The sequence below is a fragment of the Thiocapsa sp. genome (assembly GCF_018399035.1).
Lineage (GTDB): Bacteria > Pseudomonadota > Gammaproteobacteria > Chromatiales > Chromatiaceae > Thiocapsa.
In genome coordinates, this window is the sequence record NZ_CP073760.1 from 2727904 (window position 1) to 2742225 (window position 14322).

The following is a 14322-nucleotide window of genomic DNA, read 5'->3' on the forward strand; positions in this document are numbered from 1 at the left end:
ACGGCGTCGAGCGCCGACCGGGCGCTCCGCGCCGGTAGCGCGAAGTGCTCGACATAGGCGTGACCCCGGCGAGCGGTGTCATGAGCAGATCCAGGCGGAGTCGCCGACAGGCACCATCGCCGTCTTCGATTCACCGGGCACGAACCCGAAGCGGATGAAGACGGCGCAATCCAAGTCTCTTCTTCAAAAACTTAAACCGCGCCGACTCCAACGCCTCAAAGTGCCCGCGAGGCCGCGAAACCCGCAAACCTCGCTGGATCAAAACAACGAGCGCGGTTTAATACCTGTAGTTCTCGGCCTTGTAAGGCCCCTCCACCGGGACTCCGATATAGTCGGCTTGCGCCTTCGACAGGGTCGTCAGCTTCGCGCCGATCTTGCCCAGATGCAGACGCGCCACATCCTCGTCCAGATGCTTGGGCAGCACATAGACGCCGATCGGATACTCCTCGGGCTTGGTGAAGATCTCGATCTGGGCCAGCACCTGATTGGTGAAGCTGTTGGACATCACGAAGCTCGGATGTCCGGTCGCGCAACCCAGGTTGACCAGCCGCCCTTCGGCCAGCAGGGTGATGCGATGCCCGTCCGGGAAGATGATCTGATCGACCTGCGGCTTGATGTTGACCCACTCGTACTGCTTCAGCGACTGAACCTGGATCTCGTTGTCGAAGTGGCCGATGTTGCAGACGATCGCCTGGTTCTTCATGGCGACCATGTGATCGTGGGTGATGATGTCGGTGTTGCCGGTCGCCGTGACGAAGATGTCGATCATGCCGACGACATCCTCGATGGTGACGACGCGATAGCCTTCCATTGCCGCCTGCAACGCACAGATGGGATCGACCTCGGTGATCCAGACGGTCGAACCCAGACCGCGCAGCGACGCGGCCGAACCCTTGCCGACATCGCCGTAACCGCAGACCAATGCGATCTTGCCGGCGATCATGACGTCGGTCGCGCGCTTGATGGCGTCGACCAGCGACTCGCGGCAGCCGTAGAGGTTGTCGAACTTCGACTTGGTCACCGAGTCGTTGACGTTCATGGCGGGGAAGAGGAGCTGCCCGTCACGGAACATCTGATAGAGACGATGAACGCCGGTGGTCGTCTCCTCGGTCACGCCGCGGAGGCCCTCGGCGATGCCGTGCCAATGCTTGGGGTTGCGCGCGAAGGTGCGCGAGAGCAAGCCGAGGATGGACTGCCACTCCTCGTTGTCGTCGGCCTTGGGTGCCGGGATGGCGCCGGCCTTTTCGTACTCGACACCCTTGTGCACGATCAGTGTGGCGTCACCGCCGTCGTCCAGGATCATGTTCGGGCCGCCGCCGTCGGACCAGTTCAGGACCTGCTCGGTGCACCACCAGTACTCGTCCAGGGTCTCGCCCTTCCAGGCATAGACCGGGATACCGGCCGCGGCGATGGCGGCGGCAGCGTGATCCTGGGTCGAGAAGATGTTGCACGAGCACCAGCGGATCTCGGCACCGAGCTCAACCAGGGTCTCGATCAGCACCGCGGTCTGGATGGTCATGTGCAGACTGCCGGTGATGCGGGCTCCGGCAAGGGGTTTGGACGTGCCGAACTGCTCGCGCAGGGCCATCAGACCCGGCATCTCGGTCTCGGCAATGTCCATCTCTTTGCGACCGAAATCGGCCAGGGAGATGTCGGCAACCTTGTAATCGGTAAACTCACTCATGGTTATCAGCTCCTGATGAAACGTGAGTGAGCGCCGTTGTCGTGTCGACCCCGCCGCCGAGCCTGGCCAGGGCTCCGATGGCCCGGGTCGCAACGCTCCTCGGCGGCGAGGTGTTTTGTTAAGGTGATTTCCGGGAAAGCATAGACCAACATGTAGGGGCGGCTTTAGTCGCCCGGTAAGCATTGGCAACACGCACGGCCGGGATGATCATTCCCGGAAATCGCCTAAGGGTTCGGGGTCCGGGGTCCGGGGTTACTTGACCCTGCTCCCTAAACGCTAATCCCTGCATACAGAACCCTAATCCCTGAACCCTAATCCCTGAACCCTAATCCCTGCACCCTGAACCCTCTTTAAATCCCCGCCGCCTCCCGCAGCATCTCGGCCTTGTCCGTGCGCTCCCAGGTGAAGCCCGGCTCCGAACGCCCGAAGTGACCGTAGGCGGCCGTGTCGCGGTACTTGATCAGGTCGCGGTTGGTGAGATCCAACATGCGGGTGATGCCGTAGGGACGCAGATCGAAGTGCGCGCGGATCAGCTCGATGATGCGATGCTCGCTGATGTTCGCCGTCCCGAAGGTGTCGATGGACAGGGACGTCGGCTCGGCAACACCGATCGCGTAGGACACCTGAACCTCGCACTTCTCCGCAAGACCCGCGGCGACGATGTTCTTGGCGACATAACGCCCGGCGTAAGCAGCCGAGCGGTCGACCTTCGAGGGATCCTTGCCGGAGAAGGCCCCGCCGCCGTGGCGCGCCATGCCGCCGTAGGTGTCGACGATGATCTTGCGCCCGGTCAGGCCGCAGTCGCCGACCGGGCCACCGATGATGAACTGGCCGGTCGGGTTGATGTGATATTTGGTGTCGCCGTTCATCCAGCCGGTGCCGCCGAGCACGGGCTTGATGATCTCTTCCATCACCGCCTCGTGCAGCACACTTTGGCTGACCTCGGGGCTATGCTGGGTCGAGAGCACCACGGCCTCCACGGCAGCCGGCTTCCCGTCGATGTAGCGAAAGGTCACCTGCGATTTGGCGTCCGGACGCAGCCACGGCAGGGTGCCGTTCTTGCGGACCTCGGCCTGGCGCTTGACCAGGCGATGCGCGTAATCGATCGCGGCGGGCATGAGCTGATCGGTTTCGTTCGTGGCGTAGCCGAACATCATGCCTTGGTCGCCGGCGCCTTGCGACTCTTCGCTCTCGCGGTCGACGCCTTGATTGATATCTTTGGATTGCTCGCCGAGCGCGACCAGTACGCCGCAGGTTTGCCCGTCGAAACCGACCTCGGAACCGTCGTAGCCGATATCGGTGACGACCTTGCGCACGACGCTCTCGTAGTCGATCTTCAGGTTCTCGTCCGTGAGCGTGATCTCGCCGGCCAGCACCACGAACCCGGTCTTGACAAGCGTCTCGCAAGCAACGCGCGCCTTGGCGTGATTCGGATCGCGGCGGAAGATCTCGTCGAGCACGGCGTCGGAGATCTGGTCCGCCATCTTGTCCGGGTGGCCCTCGGAGACGGATTCGGAGGTGAAGATATAGTCCTTACTCATAATGTCGATGGCCTGCCTTTTGCCCCAAGAGGTGCGTGTCTGGATGCAATATGATAACGATTCGACGGAAAACCGCAAAATCGACCCACGGGATGCGAGTACGTGCGCGGCCCGGGCAGCTCATCGCCGCCAAGGATTTTGAAACCGCGAACCTTACGGTAACATGCGGGCATGTCCGATCCGACCCAGGCGTTTACTCGGAGATCTCTGATGGCATCGCTTGAAACCCCCGTTTGCGACTTCGGGCGCCCTGCCCCGGATTTCGCGCTCCCCGGCACCGACGGCACGATCTGGACGCGCGACGCCTGCGCCGGCGAGCGCGGGCTGCTCGTCATGTTCATCTGCAACCACTGCCCCTACGTGAAGGCGGTGCGCGAGCGCATCGTTCGGGATGCGCGCGATCTGATCGCCGTCGGCATCGGCTGCGTCGCCATCATGTCCAACGACACCCGTGACTATCCGGAAGACTCCTTCGAGAACATGCAACGGATCGCCGTGGCGCTGAGCTTCCCGTTCCCCTATCTGCTCGATGACACCCAAGCGGTCGCCAAGGCGTACGGTGCGGTCTGCACGCCCGACTTTTTCGGCTACAACGCCGCGCTGGAGCTGCAGTTCCGCGGACGGCTCGATGCCAGTCGCAAAGAGACGGCCCCGGAGGGCACCGCACGCGACCTCTACACCGCGATGTCGCAGGTCGCGCGCACCGGCGAGGGCCCGGCGGAACAGATCCCGAGCGTCGGCTGCTCCATCAAGTGGAAGACGGCGTGATCGCCGCCCGAGCGTCGCATCGCGAAAAAAGACCGTCGAAAATCCTGGTCATTTCCTCGCGCAATTCTTAATATTAGGAACTAATAACTTTCTTTTTGACGGTATAAGTTTGTTTTGATTTGCGGGTCGGCGCTCTTCGTCCACAATGACGCACCTTCGAAAGGGTTTCGACCCGGCCATCTCGTTCGCACACGCGAGACTCCGCCGAACGACGTCGTGATCGCTTCGGCCGCTTGCCTTGCACACTGCGTTCCGACGCCGTGCCACCTTCCGTCATGCGCCCACCGCCGATCCAATCGGTGGTTGTGACTCGCGGCACGCTTGACCGATTGACCATTGCTTCCGAACCTTAGGAGGGACTGATGTCCTCACGTAAAGATCTTGCCAATGCCGTACGAGCACTCGCGATGGACGCGGTCCAGAAGGCCAATTCGGGTCACCCGGGCGCGCCGATGGGCATGGCCGACATCGCCGAGGTGCTCTGGAACGACTTCATGACGCACAATCCGGGCAACCCGGCCTGGCCCGACCGCGACCGCTTCGTCCTCTCGAACGGCCACGGCTCGATGCTGATCTACGCGCTCCTGCACCTGACGGGATATGAGCTCGGGATCGAGGACCTCAAGCAGTTCCGCCAACTTCACTCCAGGACCCCCGGGCATCCCGAATACGGCTATGCCCCGGGTGTGGAGACCACCACGGGGCCGCTCGGTCAGGGCATCACCAATGCGGTCGGCATGGCACTGGCCGAAAAGGCACTCGCCGCACAGTTCAACAAGCCCGGCCACGACATCGTCGACCACCACACCTATGTCTTCTTGGGCGACGGCTGTCTGATGGAAGGCATCTCGCACGAGGCGTGCTCCCTGGCCGGCGCCCTGGGCCTGGGCAAGCTGATCGCGGTCTACGACGACAACAACATCTCGATCGACGGCGAGGTCCGCGGCCACGGCGACACGCCGGCGTGGTTCCTCGACGACACCCCGAAACGCTTCGAAGCCTACGGCTGGCATGTCATCCCCAAGGTCGACGGACACGATGCGGAGGCGGTCAAAGCCGCCATCGAGACCGCCCGGGAGATCACCGACCGCCCGAGCCTGATCTGCTGCCAGACCATCATCGGTTACGGCTCGCCGAACAAGCAGGGTAAGGAAGAGTGTCACGGCGCGGCGCTCGGCGAGGACGAGATCGCCCTCACCCGCGAGGCGCTGGGCTGGAACCATCCGCCCTTCGTCATCCCGGAGGCCGTCTATCAGGGTTGGGACGCCAAGGAGCGCGGCGCAGTGGCCGAGTCCGCATGGAACGACCGCTTTGCCGCCTATGCGGCGAAATTCCCGGCCGAGGCCGCCGAGCTCAAGCGTCGCATGGCCGGCGATCTGCCGAGCGATTGGGCCGCGCAGTCGGATGCCTTCATCGCTGCCGTGATTGAGAAGGGCGAGACCATCGCCTCGCGCAAGGCGTCTCAAAATGCACTCAACGGCTTCGGCCCGCTGTTGCCCGAGCTGCTCGGCGGCTCCGCGGACCTCGCCGGCTCCAACCTAACCCTCTGGAAGGGCTGCAAAGGCATCGGCAAGGGCGACGCGCCCGGCAACTATGTCTATTACGGCGTGCGCGAGTTCGGCATGTCGGCCATCATGAACGGCATCGCGCTGCACGGCGGTTTCGTGCCCTACGGTGCGACCTTCCTGATGTTCTCCGAGTACGCCCGCAATGCGCTGCGCATGGCGGCGCTTATGAAGATCCAGTCGATCTTCGTCTACACCCATGACTCCATCGGTCTGGGCGAGGACGGCCCGACCCATCAGCCGGTCGAGCAGATCCCGACGCTGCGCATGATCCCGAACATGAGCGTCTGGCGTCCGTGCGACGCGGTCGAGTCGGCGATCTCATGGAAACTCGCGATCGAGCGACGCACCGGCCCGAGCTGCCTGATCTTCTCGCGCCAGAACCTCGCGCACATGAGCCGCACACCCGAGCAGCTCGCCGCCATCACGCGCGGCGGTTATGTGCTGCGCGACTGTGCCGGCACCCCGGATGCGATCATCATCGCCACGGGCTCGGAGGTCGAGCTGGCCGTGAAGGCCGCGGAGGCCATGTCCGACAAGGCCGTTCGCGTGGTGTCCATGCCATCGACGGACACCTTCGATGCGCAGGATGCGGCCTATCGCGAATCGGTCCTGCCCAAGGCCGTGACCGCACGCGTTGCGGTCGAAGCAGCGGTCACGGACGGCTGGTGGAAGTATGTCGGTCACCAGGGCGCCATCCTGGGTGTCGACCGCTTCGGCGAGTCGGCGCCTGCCGGCCCGCTCTTCAAGGAGCTCGGCTTCACGGTCGAGAATCTGGTGGCCAAGATCCGGGGCGTACTCTGATCTAACCGGCTGTCTCGCGCATGGACCGCCGGACGATCAGTCGTCCAGCGGTCGGCGTCGAGCCGTCTCGGCCTGTCGGCGCAGCAGCCCGCACGCCGATCATGTGTTCATTTTCGGGCTCGTGCCTTGAGTCCCCCGACCATTCTGCCTCGGGGGGATCAAGTCCTTAGCCATGATCGTTTTTATTCGCTCAGAGGAGTTTCTATCCATGACACTTAAAGTCGGCATCAATGGTTTCGGTCGTATCGGTCGTATGGCGTTTCGCGCAATCGCGAAGGATTTCCCCGGCATCGAGGTCGTCGCCATCAACGACCTGCTCGACCCCGAGTATCTGGCCTACATGCTGAAATACGACTCCGTCCACGGCAATTTCAAGGGCGACATCGCCGTCGACGGCCACACCATGATCGTCAACGGCAAGAGCATCCGTCTGACCGCCGAGCGCGATCCGGCCAATCTCAAGTGGGACGAGGTCGGCGCCGAGCTGGTCATCGAGTGCACCGGTTTCTTCCTCGACGACGCCTCCTGCCGCAAGCACCTCGAGGCCGGCGCCAAGAAGGTCGTGCAAAGTGCGCCCTCCAAGGACGCGACCCCGATGTTCGTCTACGGTGTGAATCATAAGACCTACGCCGGCGAAGCCATCATCTCGGCAGCCTCCTGCACCACCAACTGCCTGGCGCCTGTCGCCAAGGTGCTGCACGACAACTGGGGCATCAAGCGCGGTCTGATGACCACCGTGCATGCCGCCACCGCGACCCAGAAGACGGTCGACGGCCCCTCCATGAAGGACTGGCGCGGCGGTCGCGGCATCCTGGAGAACATCATCCCCTCCTCCACCGGTGCGGCCAAAGCGGCCGGCAAGGTGCTGCCCGAGCTCAACGGCAAGCTGACCGGCATGGCCTTCCGCGTGCCGACCTCCGACGTCTCCGTGGTCGACCTGACCGTCGAGCTGACCAAAGAAGCCACCTATGCCGACATCTGCGCGGCCATGAAAAAGGCGTCCGAGTCCGGCGATCTGGCCGGCGTGCTGGGCTACACCGATGAGAAGGTGGTCTCCACCGATTTCCGCGGCTGCCCCACGCCGTCCGTCTTCGACGCCGAAGCCGGCATCGCGCTGGACCCGACCTTCGTGAAGGTCGTCGCCTGGTACGACAACGAGTACGGCTACACCTGCAACATGCTGCGCATGGTGGAGCACGTTTCGAAGTAAGCGTCTTCGATGCAAGTGGTTCGTTCCCACGCAAGGCTTGGGAACGAACCTGTAGAAGAGGGCCGAGGCGCAACCGGAAAAACCATGCACTTCCATATTGAATCGGAGCAAGAAGAGGACGGCCGCTGGATCGCCGAGATCCCCGAGATCCCGGGCGCGCTTGCTTACGGCAAAGACGCCGAAGAAGCCATGGCGAAGGTCGAGGTGCTCGCGCTTCGCGTGCTCGCGGAGCAGATCGAGGTCGGCGAAACCCGCCCCATTGCCATCCGCATTGATGACGTCTCGGTTTCTCTACCCCGCAATAAGACCCTGCCCCGGCGTTTCCACAGTCTCTCCGAGGGCAACGGTTGTGCAAGCAAGTTCATCGATTCAGCCTGATCCGTGTGACGAAGTAAGTCTGGACAGCCATTAATATCAATGTAATCAACTGTTTTATCTCTGATTTCATATTTACAAAGCTATCCACTCCAACGAGGAATCTCACCATGTCCTTCATCAAGCTCACCGATCTCGATCTCGCCGGGAAGCGGGTGCTGATCCGCTCCGACCTCAATGTCCCGGTCAAGGGCGGCAAGGTCACCTCCGATGCGCGGATCACCGCCTCCATGCCGACCTTCGAGCACTGCATGAAGGCCGGTGCCAAGGTGATGGTGATGTCGCATTTGGGTCGCCCGGAGGAAGGTGTCTTTTCCGAGGCCGATTCGCTCAAGCCCGTCGCCGAGACACTCGGCGCCAAGCTGGGCCGCGAGGTTCGGGTGGTGCGTGATTATCTCGACCAGGCTCCCGAGGTCGCCGACGGCGAGCTGGTGTTGCTTGAAAACGTCCGCTTCAACAAGGGCGAAGGCAAGGACAATGCGGACCTCGCCAAGCAGTACGCCGCGCTCTGCGATGTCTTCGTCATGGACGCCTTCGGCACCGCCCATCGCGCCCAGGCATCCACCCACGGCGTCGGCCAACAGGCGCCGGTCGCCTGCGCGGGACTGCTGCTCGCCGAAGAGCTCGACGCACTCCGGAAGGCACTCGCCGCTCCGGCCCGCCCGATGGTCGCCATCGTCGGCGGCTCCAAGGTCTCGACCAAGCTGACCGTGCTGGAGGCCCTGTCGGAGAAGGTCGATCAGCTCGTGGTCGGCGGCGGTATCGCCAACACCTTCCTCGCCGCGGCCGGTTTCCCGGTCGGCAAGTCGCTCTGCGAGCATGACCTGATTCCCGTCGCCAAGGCGCTGATGGAGAAGATGACGGCGCGCGGCGCGAGCATCCCGATCGCGGTCGACGTGGTCTGCGGCAAGAAGTTCGACGAAAACGAGCCGGCCGTGACCAAGGACGCCGCCGATGTCGCCGAAGACGACATGATCTTCGACATCGGACCCAAATCGGCACAAGAGCTGGCCGACGTCATCGCCAAGGCAGGGACCATCGTCTGGAACGGTCCGGTCGGGGTGTTCGAGTTCGATCAGTTCGGCGGCGGGACCAAGACGGTCTCGATGGCCATTGCCGAGGCGCCGGGCTTCAGCTTGGCCGGCGGCGGCGACACCATCGCGGCGATCCAAAAGTACGACATCTACGACAAGGTCTCCTATATCTCCACCGCCGGAGGCGCCTTCCTCGAATACCTGGAAGGCAAGACCTTGCCTGCAGTCGCCATGCTCGAGGCCCGGGCGAAGGACTGATCAGCGCAATCCGCCACCGGCCCCGGCCCCCAGCCTCCGGCGATTCGCTCGGCGGCCGGGTCTGAAGGCCGGAGGCAGGCAGCCGGAGGCTAGACATGCCAAGACGCACCAAGATCGTCGCCACACTCGGCCCCGCGACCGACCCGGTCTCGGTGATGGACGAGATCATCGCCGCCGGGGTGGACGTCGTTCGTCTCAACCTGTCCCATGACACCCACGACCGGCATCGCGAGCGTGCAGCCCGGATCCGCGAGCGTGCGGCCGCCGCCGGGCGCGAGATCGCGCTTCTCATGGATCTGCAGGGACCCAAGATCCGCATCGGCAAGTTCGCCGACGGCCCGATCCGGCTCGAGCGGGGCGAGGGCTTCGCCATCGACGCCGACTGCCCTCTGGATGCCGGCGACCGCACTCGTGTCGGGACCACCTACCCCGAGCTGGTCGACGATGTCCGCCACGGCGACACGCTCCTGCTCGACGACGGGGCGATCGAGCTGTGGGTGGAGGCAGTCGACGGCGGGCGGATCGACTGCAAGGTGGTCGTCGGCGGCGCCCTGTCCAACAATAAGGGTATCAACAAGAAAGGCGGCGGCCTATCGGCCCCGGCACTCACCGAGAAGGATCAGGACGACATCCGTTTCGCGGCCGAGATCGATGCCGACTATCTCGCGGTGTCCTTCGTGCGCAACGGCGATGATGTCCGGCTTGCGCGCGAGCTCTTCTACGAGGCCGGCGGTCACGGCGGCATCGTCGCCAAGATCGAGCGCGCCGAGTCGCTGCGGGCGATCGACGACATCATCAACGCCGCAGATGTCATCATGGTCGCGCGCGGTGACCTGGGTGTGGAGATCGGCGACGCTGAGCTGCCGGCCGCTCAGAAAAATCTGATCAACCGCGCTCGCGAGCTCAACAGCGTCGTCATCACCGCGACCCAGATGATGCAGTCCATGATCGAAAATCCCATCCCGACGCGGGCCGAGGTGTTCGACGTCGCCAATGCCGTGCTCGACGGCACGGATGCGGTCATGCTCTCCGCCGAGAGCTCGATCGGGAAGAATCCGGCCAAGGTCGTCGAGGCGCTCGACCGCATCTGTCTGGAAGCGGAAAAGCATGTCACGCGCTCGGGACACCGCATCGATTCGGTCTTCGGTCGCGTCGACGAGGCCATCGCCATGGCCGCCATGTACACGGCCAATCATCTGGGCGTGAAGGCGATCGCCGCCTTGACCGAGACCGGCTCGACCGTGAAATGGATGTCGCGCATCCGCTCCGGGATCCCGATCTACGCCATCACCCGCTCCGCTCCAACCCGGCGAAAAGTCCGGGTTCTCCGCGGTGTCTATCCGGTAAGCTTCGACGTGGCCAGCACCGATATCCACGAGGTGAATCGCGAGGTCATCGAGGAGCTGATGCGCCGCGGCACGGTCCGCGACGGCGACCTGGTGATCATCACCAAGGGCGATCGCTCGGGGGTCGAAGGCCAAACGAATATCTTGAAAATCATGCGGGTCGGCGAGCACAAGCTCCTGACGAACGACTGAGCCAGCGATCCTTGCTGCTTGCCTGCCCGTTTTTAGCTGTCAGTCCGATACGAGGAGAACCCACATGGCCCTGATTTCGCTGCGTCAATTGCTCGACCATGCCGCCGAGCACCAGTACGGCGTCCCCGCCTACAACGTCAACAACCTGGAGCAGATGCGCGCCATCATGGAGGCCGCCGACGAGACGGACTCCCCCGTGATCGTGCAGGCCTCCGCCGGTGCGCGCAAGTATGCCGGCGCCCCCTTCCTGCGCCACCTGATCCTGGCCGCCATCGAGGAATGGCCGCACATCCCGGTGTGCATGCATCAGGATCACGGCACCTCGGCGGCCGTCTGTCAGCGCTCCATCCAGCTCGGCTTCTCGTCCGTCATGATGGACGGCTCGCTCGGCGAAGACGGCAAGACCCCGACCTCCTATGAGTACAACGTCGACGTCACCCGTCGCGTCGTCGAGATGGCCCATGCCTGCGGCGTCTCGGTCGAAGGCGAGCTGGGTTGCCTGGGCTCGCTCGAGACCGGACAAGCCGGCGAAGAAGACGGCATCGGCGCGGAAGGCATCCTGGACCACAGCCAGTTGCTGACCGACCCGGAAGAGGCCGCGGACTTCGTCAAGAAGACCGGTGTGGACGCCCTCGCCATCGCCATCGGCACCTCGCACGGCGCCTACAAGTTCACCCGTCCGCCCACCGGCGACATCCTGGCCATCGAGCGCGTGCGCGAGATCCACAAGCGCATCCCCAACACCCATCTGGTGATGCACGGCTCCTCTTCCGTCCCGCAGGACTGGCTGGCCATCATCAACCAGTACGGCGGCGACATGGGCGAGACCTACGGCGTGCCGGTCGAGGAGATCGTCGAGGGCATCAAGAACGGCGTGCGTAAGGTCAACATCGACACCGACCTGCGTATGTCCTCCACCGGCGCCATCCGCAAGTTCCTGGCCGAAAACCCCAAGGAGTTCGATCCGCGCAAATACTTCATCGCCGCCACCAAGGCCATGAAGGGCATCTGCAAGGCGCGCTACGAGTCCTTCGGCACCGCGGGGAATGCCGGCAAGATCACGCCCATGTCCCTTGAGGCCATGACCGACCGCTATGCCAAGGGCGAGCTCGAGCCCAAGGTCAACTAAACCGCGTCTCGGTGTGATCTGCGCTGTTGTCGCTTGAGGCTTGGTCTCGAGGCATCTGTCAGCGTCGGAGCGGACGCGGTTTAGGATGACAAGCGCTGTAGGGACCAGCGCAGCGCAGTCCACCCGCGCCTGCGCAGGGCTCGGTGGACTTCGCTCTCGGTCGTCCCTACCGCCAGATCCGATCAGAACGGCTGCATGTCACATCGGATAGGGCTGAGGCGCCGATCCGAGGGTATGAAAGAGAACGAAGGGGCGCACAAGCGCCCCTTTTTTTCTTTGGGCGTCGCGCCATCGCGAGGTAAGAGTGTCGATCGCTGACGGCCGGCGGCTGAGAGCCGAGAGCTCCTCGCTGACGGCTGATCGCTGGCGGCTGCCGCCGACCGCTCGCGCCAACCCACCCACACGGAGACCGCATTGACCGACGACACCAAATTCCCCTGCCCCTGCTGCGGCTACCGTGTCCATGATCGCGAACCCGGCTTTCATCAGGTGTGCCCGATCTGCGGATGGGAGGACGACCTGGCCCAATTGCGCTTCGCCCGGATGCCGGGCAGCAGCAATACCGTGAGCCTGCAAGAGGCTCAACAGAACTACCGTGAGTACGGCGCATCGGAGCGCCGGAGCATGGGCACCACGCGCGAGCCTGTCGACGGCGAAACCATCGACGAAGGCTGGCGGCCCCTCGATCCCGCACGTGACAATATCGAGCAGCCGGTCCGAGGCATGGCCTACGGCGACTCTTATCCCTGGCCGGATACCACGGTCCTCTATTACTGGCGCATGAGCTATTGGCGCCGGGTGGTGGGGTAATGCGACGCCTAAGCATCCCGTGCTTCTACCCCGATGCGGAACACATGACCGAGATGACCCATCGCGCTCTCATCCTGATGTTCGCCGTCATCCTGCTCGTCGGCTGCGGCCGTGCGCCCGAGCTTCCGCGGTTGCCGAGCGACGGGGTGATCCTGGCCTTCGGCGACAGCCTCACGCGCGGGACCGGGGCGGGCAACGGCGAGGGTTTCGCGGAGGTCTTGGCGGTGCTGAGCAGTCGCGAGGTGGTGAACGCCGGCGTGCCGGGGGAGGAAAGCGACGCCGGTCTCGCTCGGCTACCTGGGGTGCTCGACGCCGTGCAACCGAGTCTGGTGATCCTCGGTCACGGCGGCAACGACATGCTGCGCCGGCGCGACCCGGAGCAGACCAAGGCCAATCTTCGGCAGATGGCCGTGATGGCGCGTGACCGGGGCGCATCGGTCGTGCTGCTCGGCATTCCGAAGCCGGGGCTGTTCCTCGGTACCCATCCGCTCTATCGGGAGCTGGCGGACGCGCTCGAGGTCCCGCTCGAGGAGAAGGTGCTGGCCGATGTCCTCGCCGACCGTGATTTGAAGGCGGATCAGATCCACCCGAACGCGGCCGGTTACCGACAGGTCGCCGAGGCGGTTCACCGGCTCTTGACCGACGCGGGAGCGCTTTGAGCAGCAACGACTCAGGCCGGCACCCTCCCGTCTAAACCGCGTCTCGCCGAGATCGATGGTATCTCCGTAGCCAAACCCATCTTGAAAGCGTCGCATGTCGCTCTGGACGCGGTTTAAGGCGCGAGTCGCTCGATCCCCCAGGACCCCTCGCCTTCGCGCGTGTAGAGAAAACGGTCGTGCAACCGACTCTCGCGCCCTTGCCAGAACTCGAGCCTGCTCGGAACGATGCGATAGCCGCCCCAGAAGTCCGGGAGCGGGATCTCGCCGTGCGCGAACCGCTGCTTCATCTCGGCAACCTTGGCCTCGAGCAACGACCGCGAGGTGATCACCTGACTCTGGGGCGAGGACCAGGCGCCGATCTGGCTGCCGCGCGGCCGGGTGGCGAAGTAACGCAGCGATTCCGCGGTCGGTAGGCGTTCGGCACGTCCCGTGATCTGGACCTGCCGCGCCAGTGCCACCCAGGGGAAAAGCGCCGCGACCTGCGGGTTGCGGTCGATCTGCCGGGCCTTGCGGCTTTCGAAGTTGGTGAAAAAAACGAACCCCTCGCGGTCGAAGAGCTTGAGCAACACGGTGCGGACGTAGGGCTGACCGCCCTCGTCCACGGTACAGAGGCTCATGGCGTTGGGCTCCGGCAGCGCCGTCTCGATCGCAGCGGTGTACCACTGCTCGAACAAGCGGATCGGATCCGGATCGAGACTGCCCCGCGAGAGGCCCTGCCCCATCGCTTCTGTCCTGAATGCGTCAGCGTTCATTGAAAATTATCAAAAACAATAAAGAAAATTAGGATAATTGCCTCGCCAAATGGTCGAAGCCCCGGTAGTTTCCCGGCTTAAGACCGAGTAGGACGGTCAAACATCTGCGATCCTGAAGGGCACACCACTGAAACCCGACAGGGCGACCCTAGGCAGGGTCGAGCGGATCGGCTTAAAGACTCAATGGGAGCACCA

At 63.8% G+C, this 14322-nt stretch carries 12 protein-coding genes and 1 riboswitch; of the genes, 9 read left to right on the forward strand and 3 right to left on the reverse strand.

What is annotated here, in order from left to right; genetic code table 11:
* Positions 1 to 277: 277 nt before the first annotated feature.
* Positions 278 to 1684, reverse strand: a complete 1407-nt coding sequence (gene ahcY, locus KFB96_RS12355; RefSeq protein WP_213458145.1) for an adenosylhomocysteinase — start codon at positions 1682 to 1684, stop codon at positions 278 to 280.
* Positions 1685 to 1705: 21 nt separating this feature from the next.
* A riboswitch (S-adenosyl-L-homocysteine riboswitch) is annotated at positions 1706 to 1791 on the reverse strand.
* Between the two features lie 243 nt (positions 1792 to 2034).
* Complete coding sequence (gene metK / locus KFB96_RS12360; RefSeq protein WP_213458144.1) at positions 2035 to 3225, reverse strand: methionine adenosyltransferase; 1191 nt, start codon at positions 3223 to 3225, stop codon at positions 2035 to 2037.
* Positions 3226 to 3435: 210 nt separating this feature from the next.
* On the opposite strand from metK, the gene KFB96_RS12365 reads away from it, so the two are divergent.
* The 9 genes from KFB96_RS12365 to KFB96_RS12405 all read left to right on the forward strand — a co-directional run bounded on the left by KFB96_RS12365 (position 3436) and on the right by KFB96_RS12405 (position 13375).
* The gene (locus KFB96_RS12365; protein WP_213458143.1) at positions 3436 to 3993 is read left to right on the forward strand and encodes a thioredoxin family protein; all 558 of its coding nucleotides are present in this window, start codon (positions 3436 to 3438) and stop codon (positions 3991 to 3993) included.
* Between the two features lie 362 nt (positions 3994 to 4355).
* A complete protein-coding gene (tkt, locus tag KFB96_RS12370) occupies positions 4356 to 6362 on the forward strand; it encodes a transketolase (protein ID WP_213458142.1) in 2007 nt (668 codons plus the stop codon).
* A 208-nt stretch (positions 6363 to 6570) separates the two neighbouring features.
* A complete protein-coding gene (gap, locus tag KFB96_RS12375) occupies positions 6571 to 7572 on the forward strand; it encodes a type I glyceraldehyde-3-phosphate dehydrogenase (RefSeq protein ID WP_213458141.1) in 1002 nt (333 codons plus the stop codon).
* Between the two features lie 84 nt (positions 7573 to 7656).
* Positions 7657 to 7950, forward strand: a complete 294-nt coding sequence (locus KFB96_RS26765; protein ID WP_300971648.1) for a type II toxin-antitoxin system HicB family antitoxin — start codon at positions 7657 to 7659, stop codon at positions 7948 to 7950.
* Between the two features lie 107 nt (positions 7951 to 8057).
* Complete coding sequence (locus tag KFB96_RS12385) at positions 8058 to 9239, forward strand: phosphoglycerate kinase (RefSeq protein WP_213458140.1); 1182 nt, start codon at positions 8058 to 8060, stop codon at positions 9237 to 9239.
* Between the two features lie 95 nt (positions 9240 to 9334).
* On the forward strand, positions 9335 to 10777 hold the full coding sequence (gene pyk, locus KFB96_RS12390) for a pyruvate kinase (RefSeq protein WP_213458139.1): 1443 nt from the start codon (positions 9335 to 9337) through the stop codon (positions 10775 to 10777).
* A gap of 64 nt (positions 10778 to 10841) precedes the next feature.
* The gene (fba, locus tag KFB96_RS12395) at positions 10842 to 11906 is read left to right on the forward strand and encodes a class II fructose-bisphosphate aldolase (RefSeq protein ID WP_213458138.1); all 1065 of its coding nucleotides are present in this window, start codon (positions 10842 to 10844) and stop codon (positions 11904 to 11906) included.
* Positions 11907 to 12320: 414 nt separating this feature from the next.
* Positions 12321 to 12716, forward strand: a complete 396-nt coding sequence (locus tag KFB96_RS12400; RefSeq protein WP_213458137.1) for a CPCC family cysteine-rich protein — start codon at positions 12321 to 12323, stop codon at positions 12714 to 12716.
* 44 nt (positions 12717 to 12760) lie between these two features.
* Positions 12761 to 13375: an arylesterase gene (locus KFB96_RS12405; protein WP_300971651.1), complete on the forward strand. Its 615-nt coding sequence runs from the start codon at positions 12761 to 12763 to the stop codon at positions 13373 to 13375.
* Positions 13376 to 13488: 113 nt separating this feature from the next.
* Here KFB96_RS12405 and pdxH read toward each other — a convergent pair whose 3' ends face one another.
* The gene (gene pdxH, locus KFB96_RS12410; RefSeq protein ID WP_213458135.1) at positions 13489 to 14127 is read right to left on the reverse strand and encodes a pyridoxamine 5'-phosphate oxidase; all 639 of its coding nucleotides are present in this window, start codon (positions 14125 to 14127) and stop codon (positions 13489 to 13491) included.
* Positions 14128 to 14322: the final 195 nt, after the last annotated feature.

Coding starts and splice junctions, on each gene's coding strand:
- fba (WP_213458138.1), top strand. CDS start 10,842: ATGGCCCTGATTTCGCTGCGTCAATTGCTCGACCATGCCGCCGAGCAC.
- KFB96_RS12405 (WP_300971651.1), top strand. CDS start 12,761: ATGACCGAGATGACCCATCGCGCTCTCATCCTGATGTTCGCCGTCATC.
- metK (WP_213458144.1), bottom strand. CDS start 3,225: ATGAGTAAGGACTATATCTTCACCTCCGAATCCGTCTCCGAGGGCCAC.
- pyk (WP_213458139.1), top strand. CDS start 9,335: ATGCCAAGACGCACCAAGATCGTCGCCACACTCGGCCCCGCGACCGAC.
- KFB96_RS12365 (WP_213458143.1), top strand. CDS start 3,436: ATGGCATCGCTTGAAACCCCCGTTTGCGACTTCGGGCGCCCTGCCCCG.
- pdxH (WP_213458135.1), bottom strand. CDS start 14,127: ATGAACGCTGACGCATTCAGGACAGAAGCGATGGGGCAGGGCCTCTCG.
- ahcY (WP_213458145.1), bottom strand. CDS start 1,684: ATGAGTGAGTTTACCGATTACAAGGTTGCCGACATCTCCCTGGCCGAT.
- KFB96_RS26765 (WP_300971648.1), top strand. CDS start 7,657: ATGCACTTCCATATTGAATCGGAGCAAGAAGAGGACGGCCGCTGGATC.
- KFB96_RS12385 (WP_213458140.1), top strand. CDS start 8,058: ATGTCCTTCATCAAGCTCACCGATCTCGATCTCGCCGGGAAGCGGGTG.
- tkt (WP_213458142.1), top strand. CDS start 4,356: ATGTCCTCACGTAAAGATCTTGCCAATGCCGTACGAGCACTCGCGATG.
- gap (WP_213458141.1), top strand. CDS start 6,571: ATGACACTTAAAGTCGGCATCAATGGTTTCGGTCGTATCGGTCGTATG.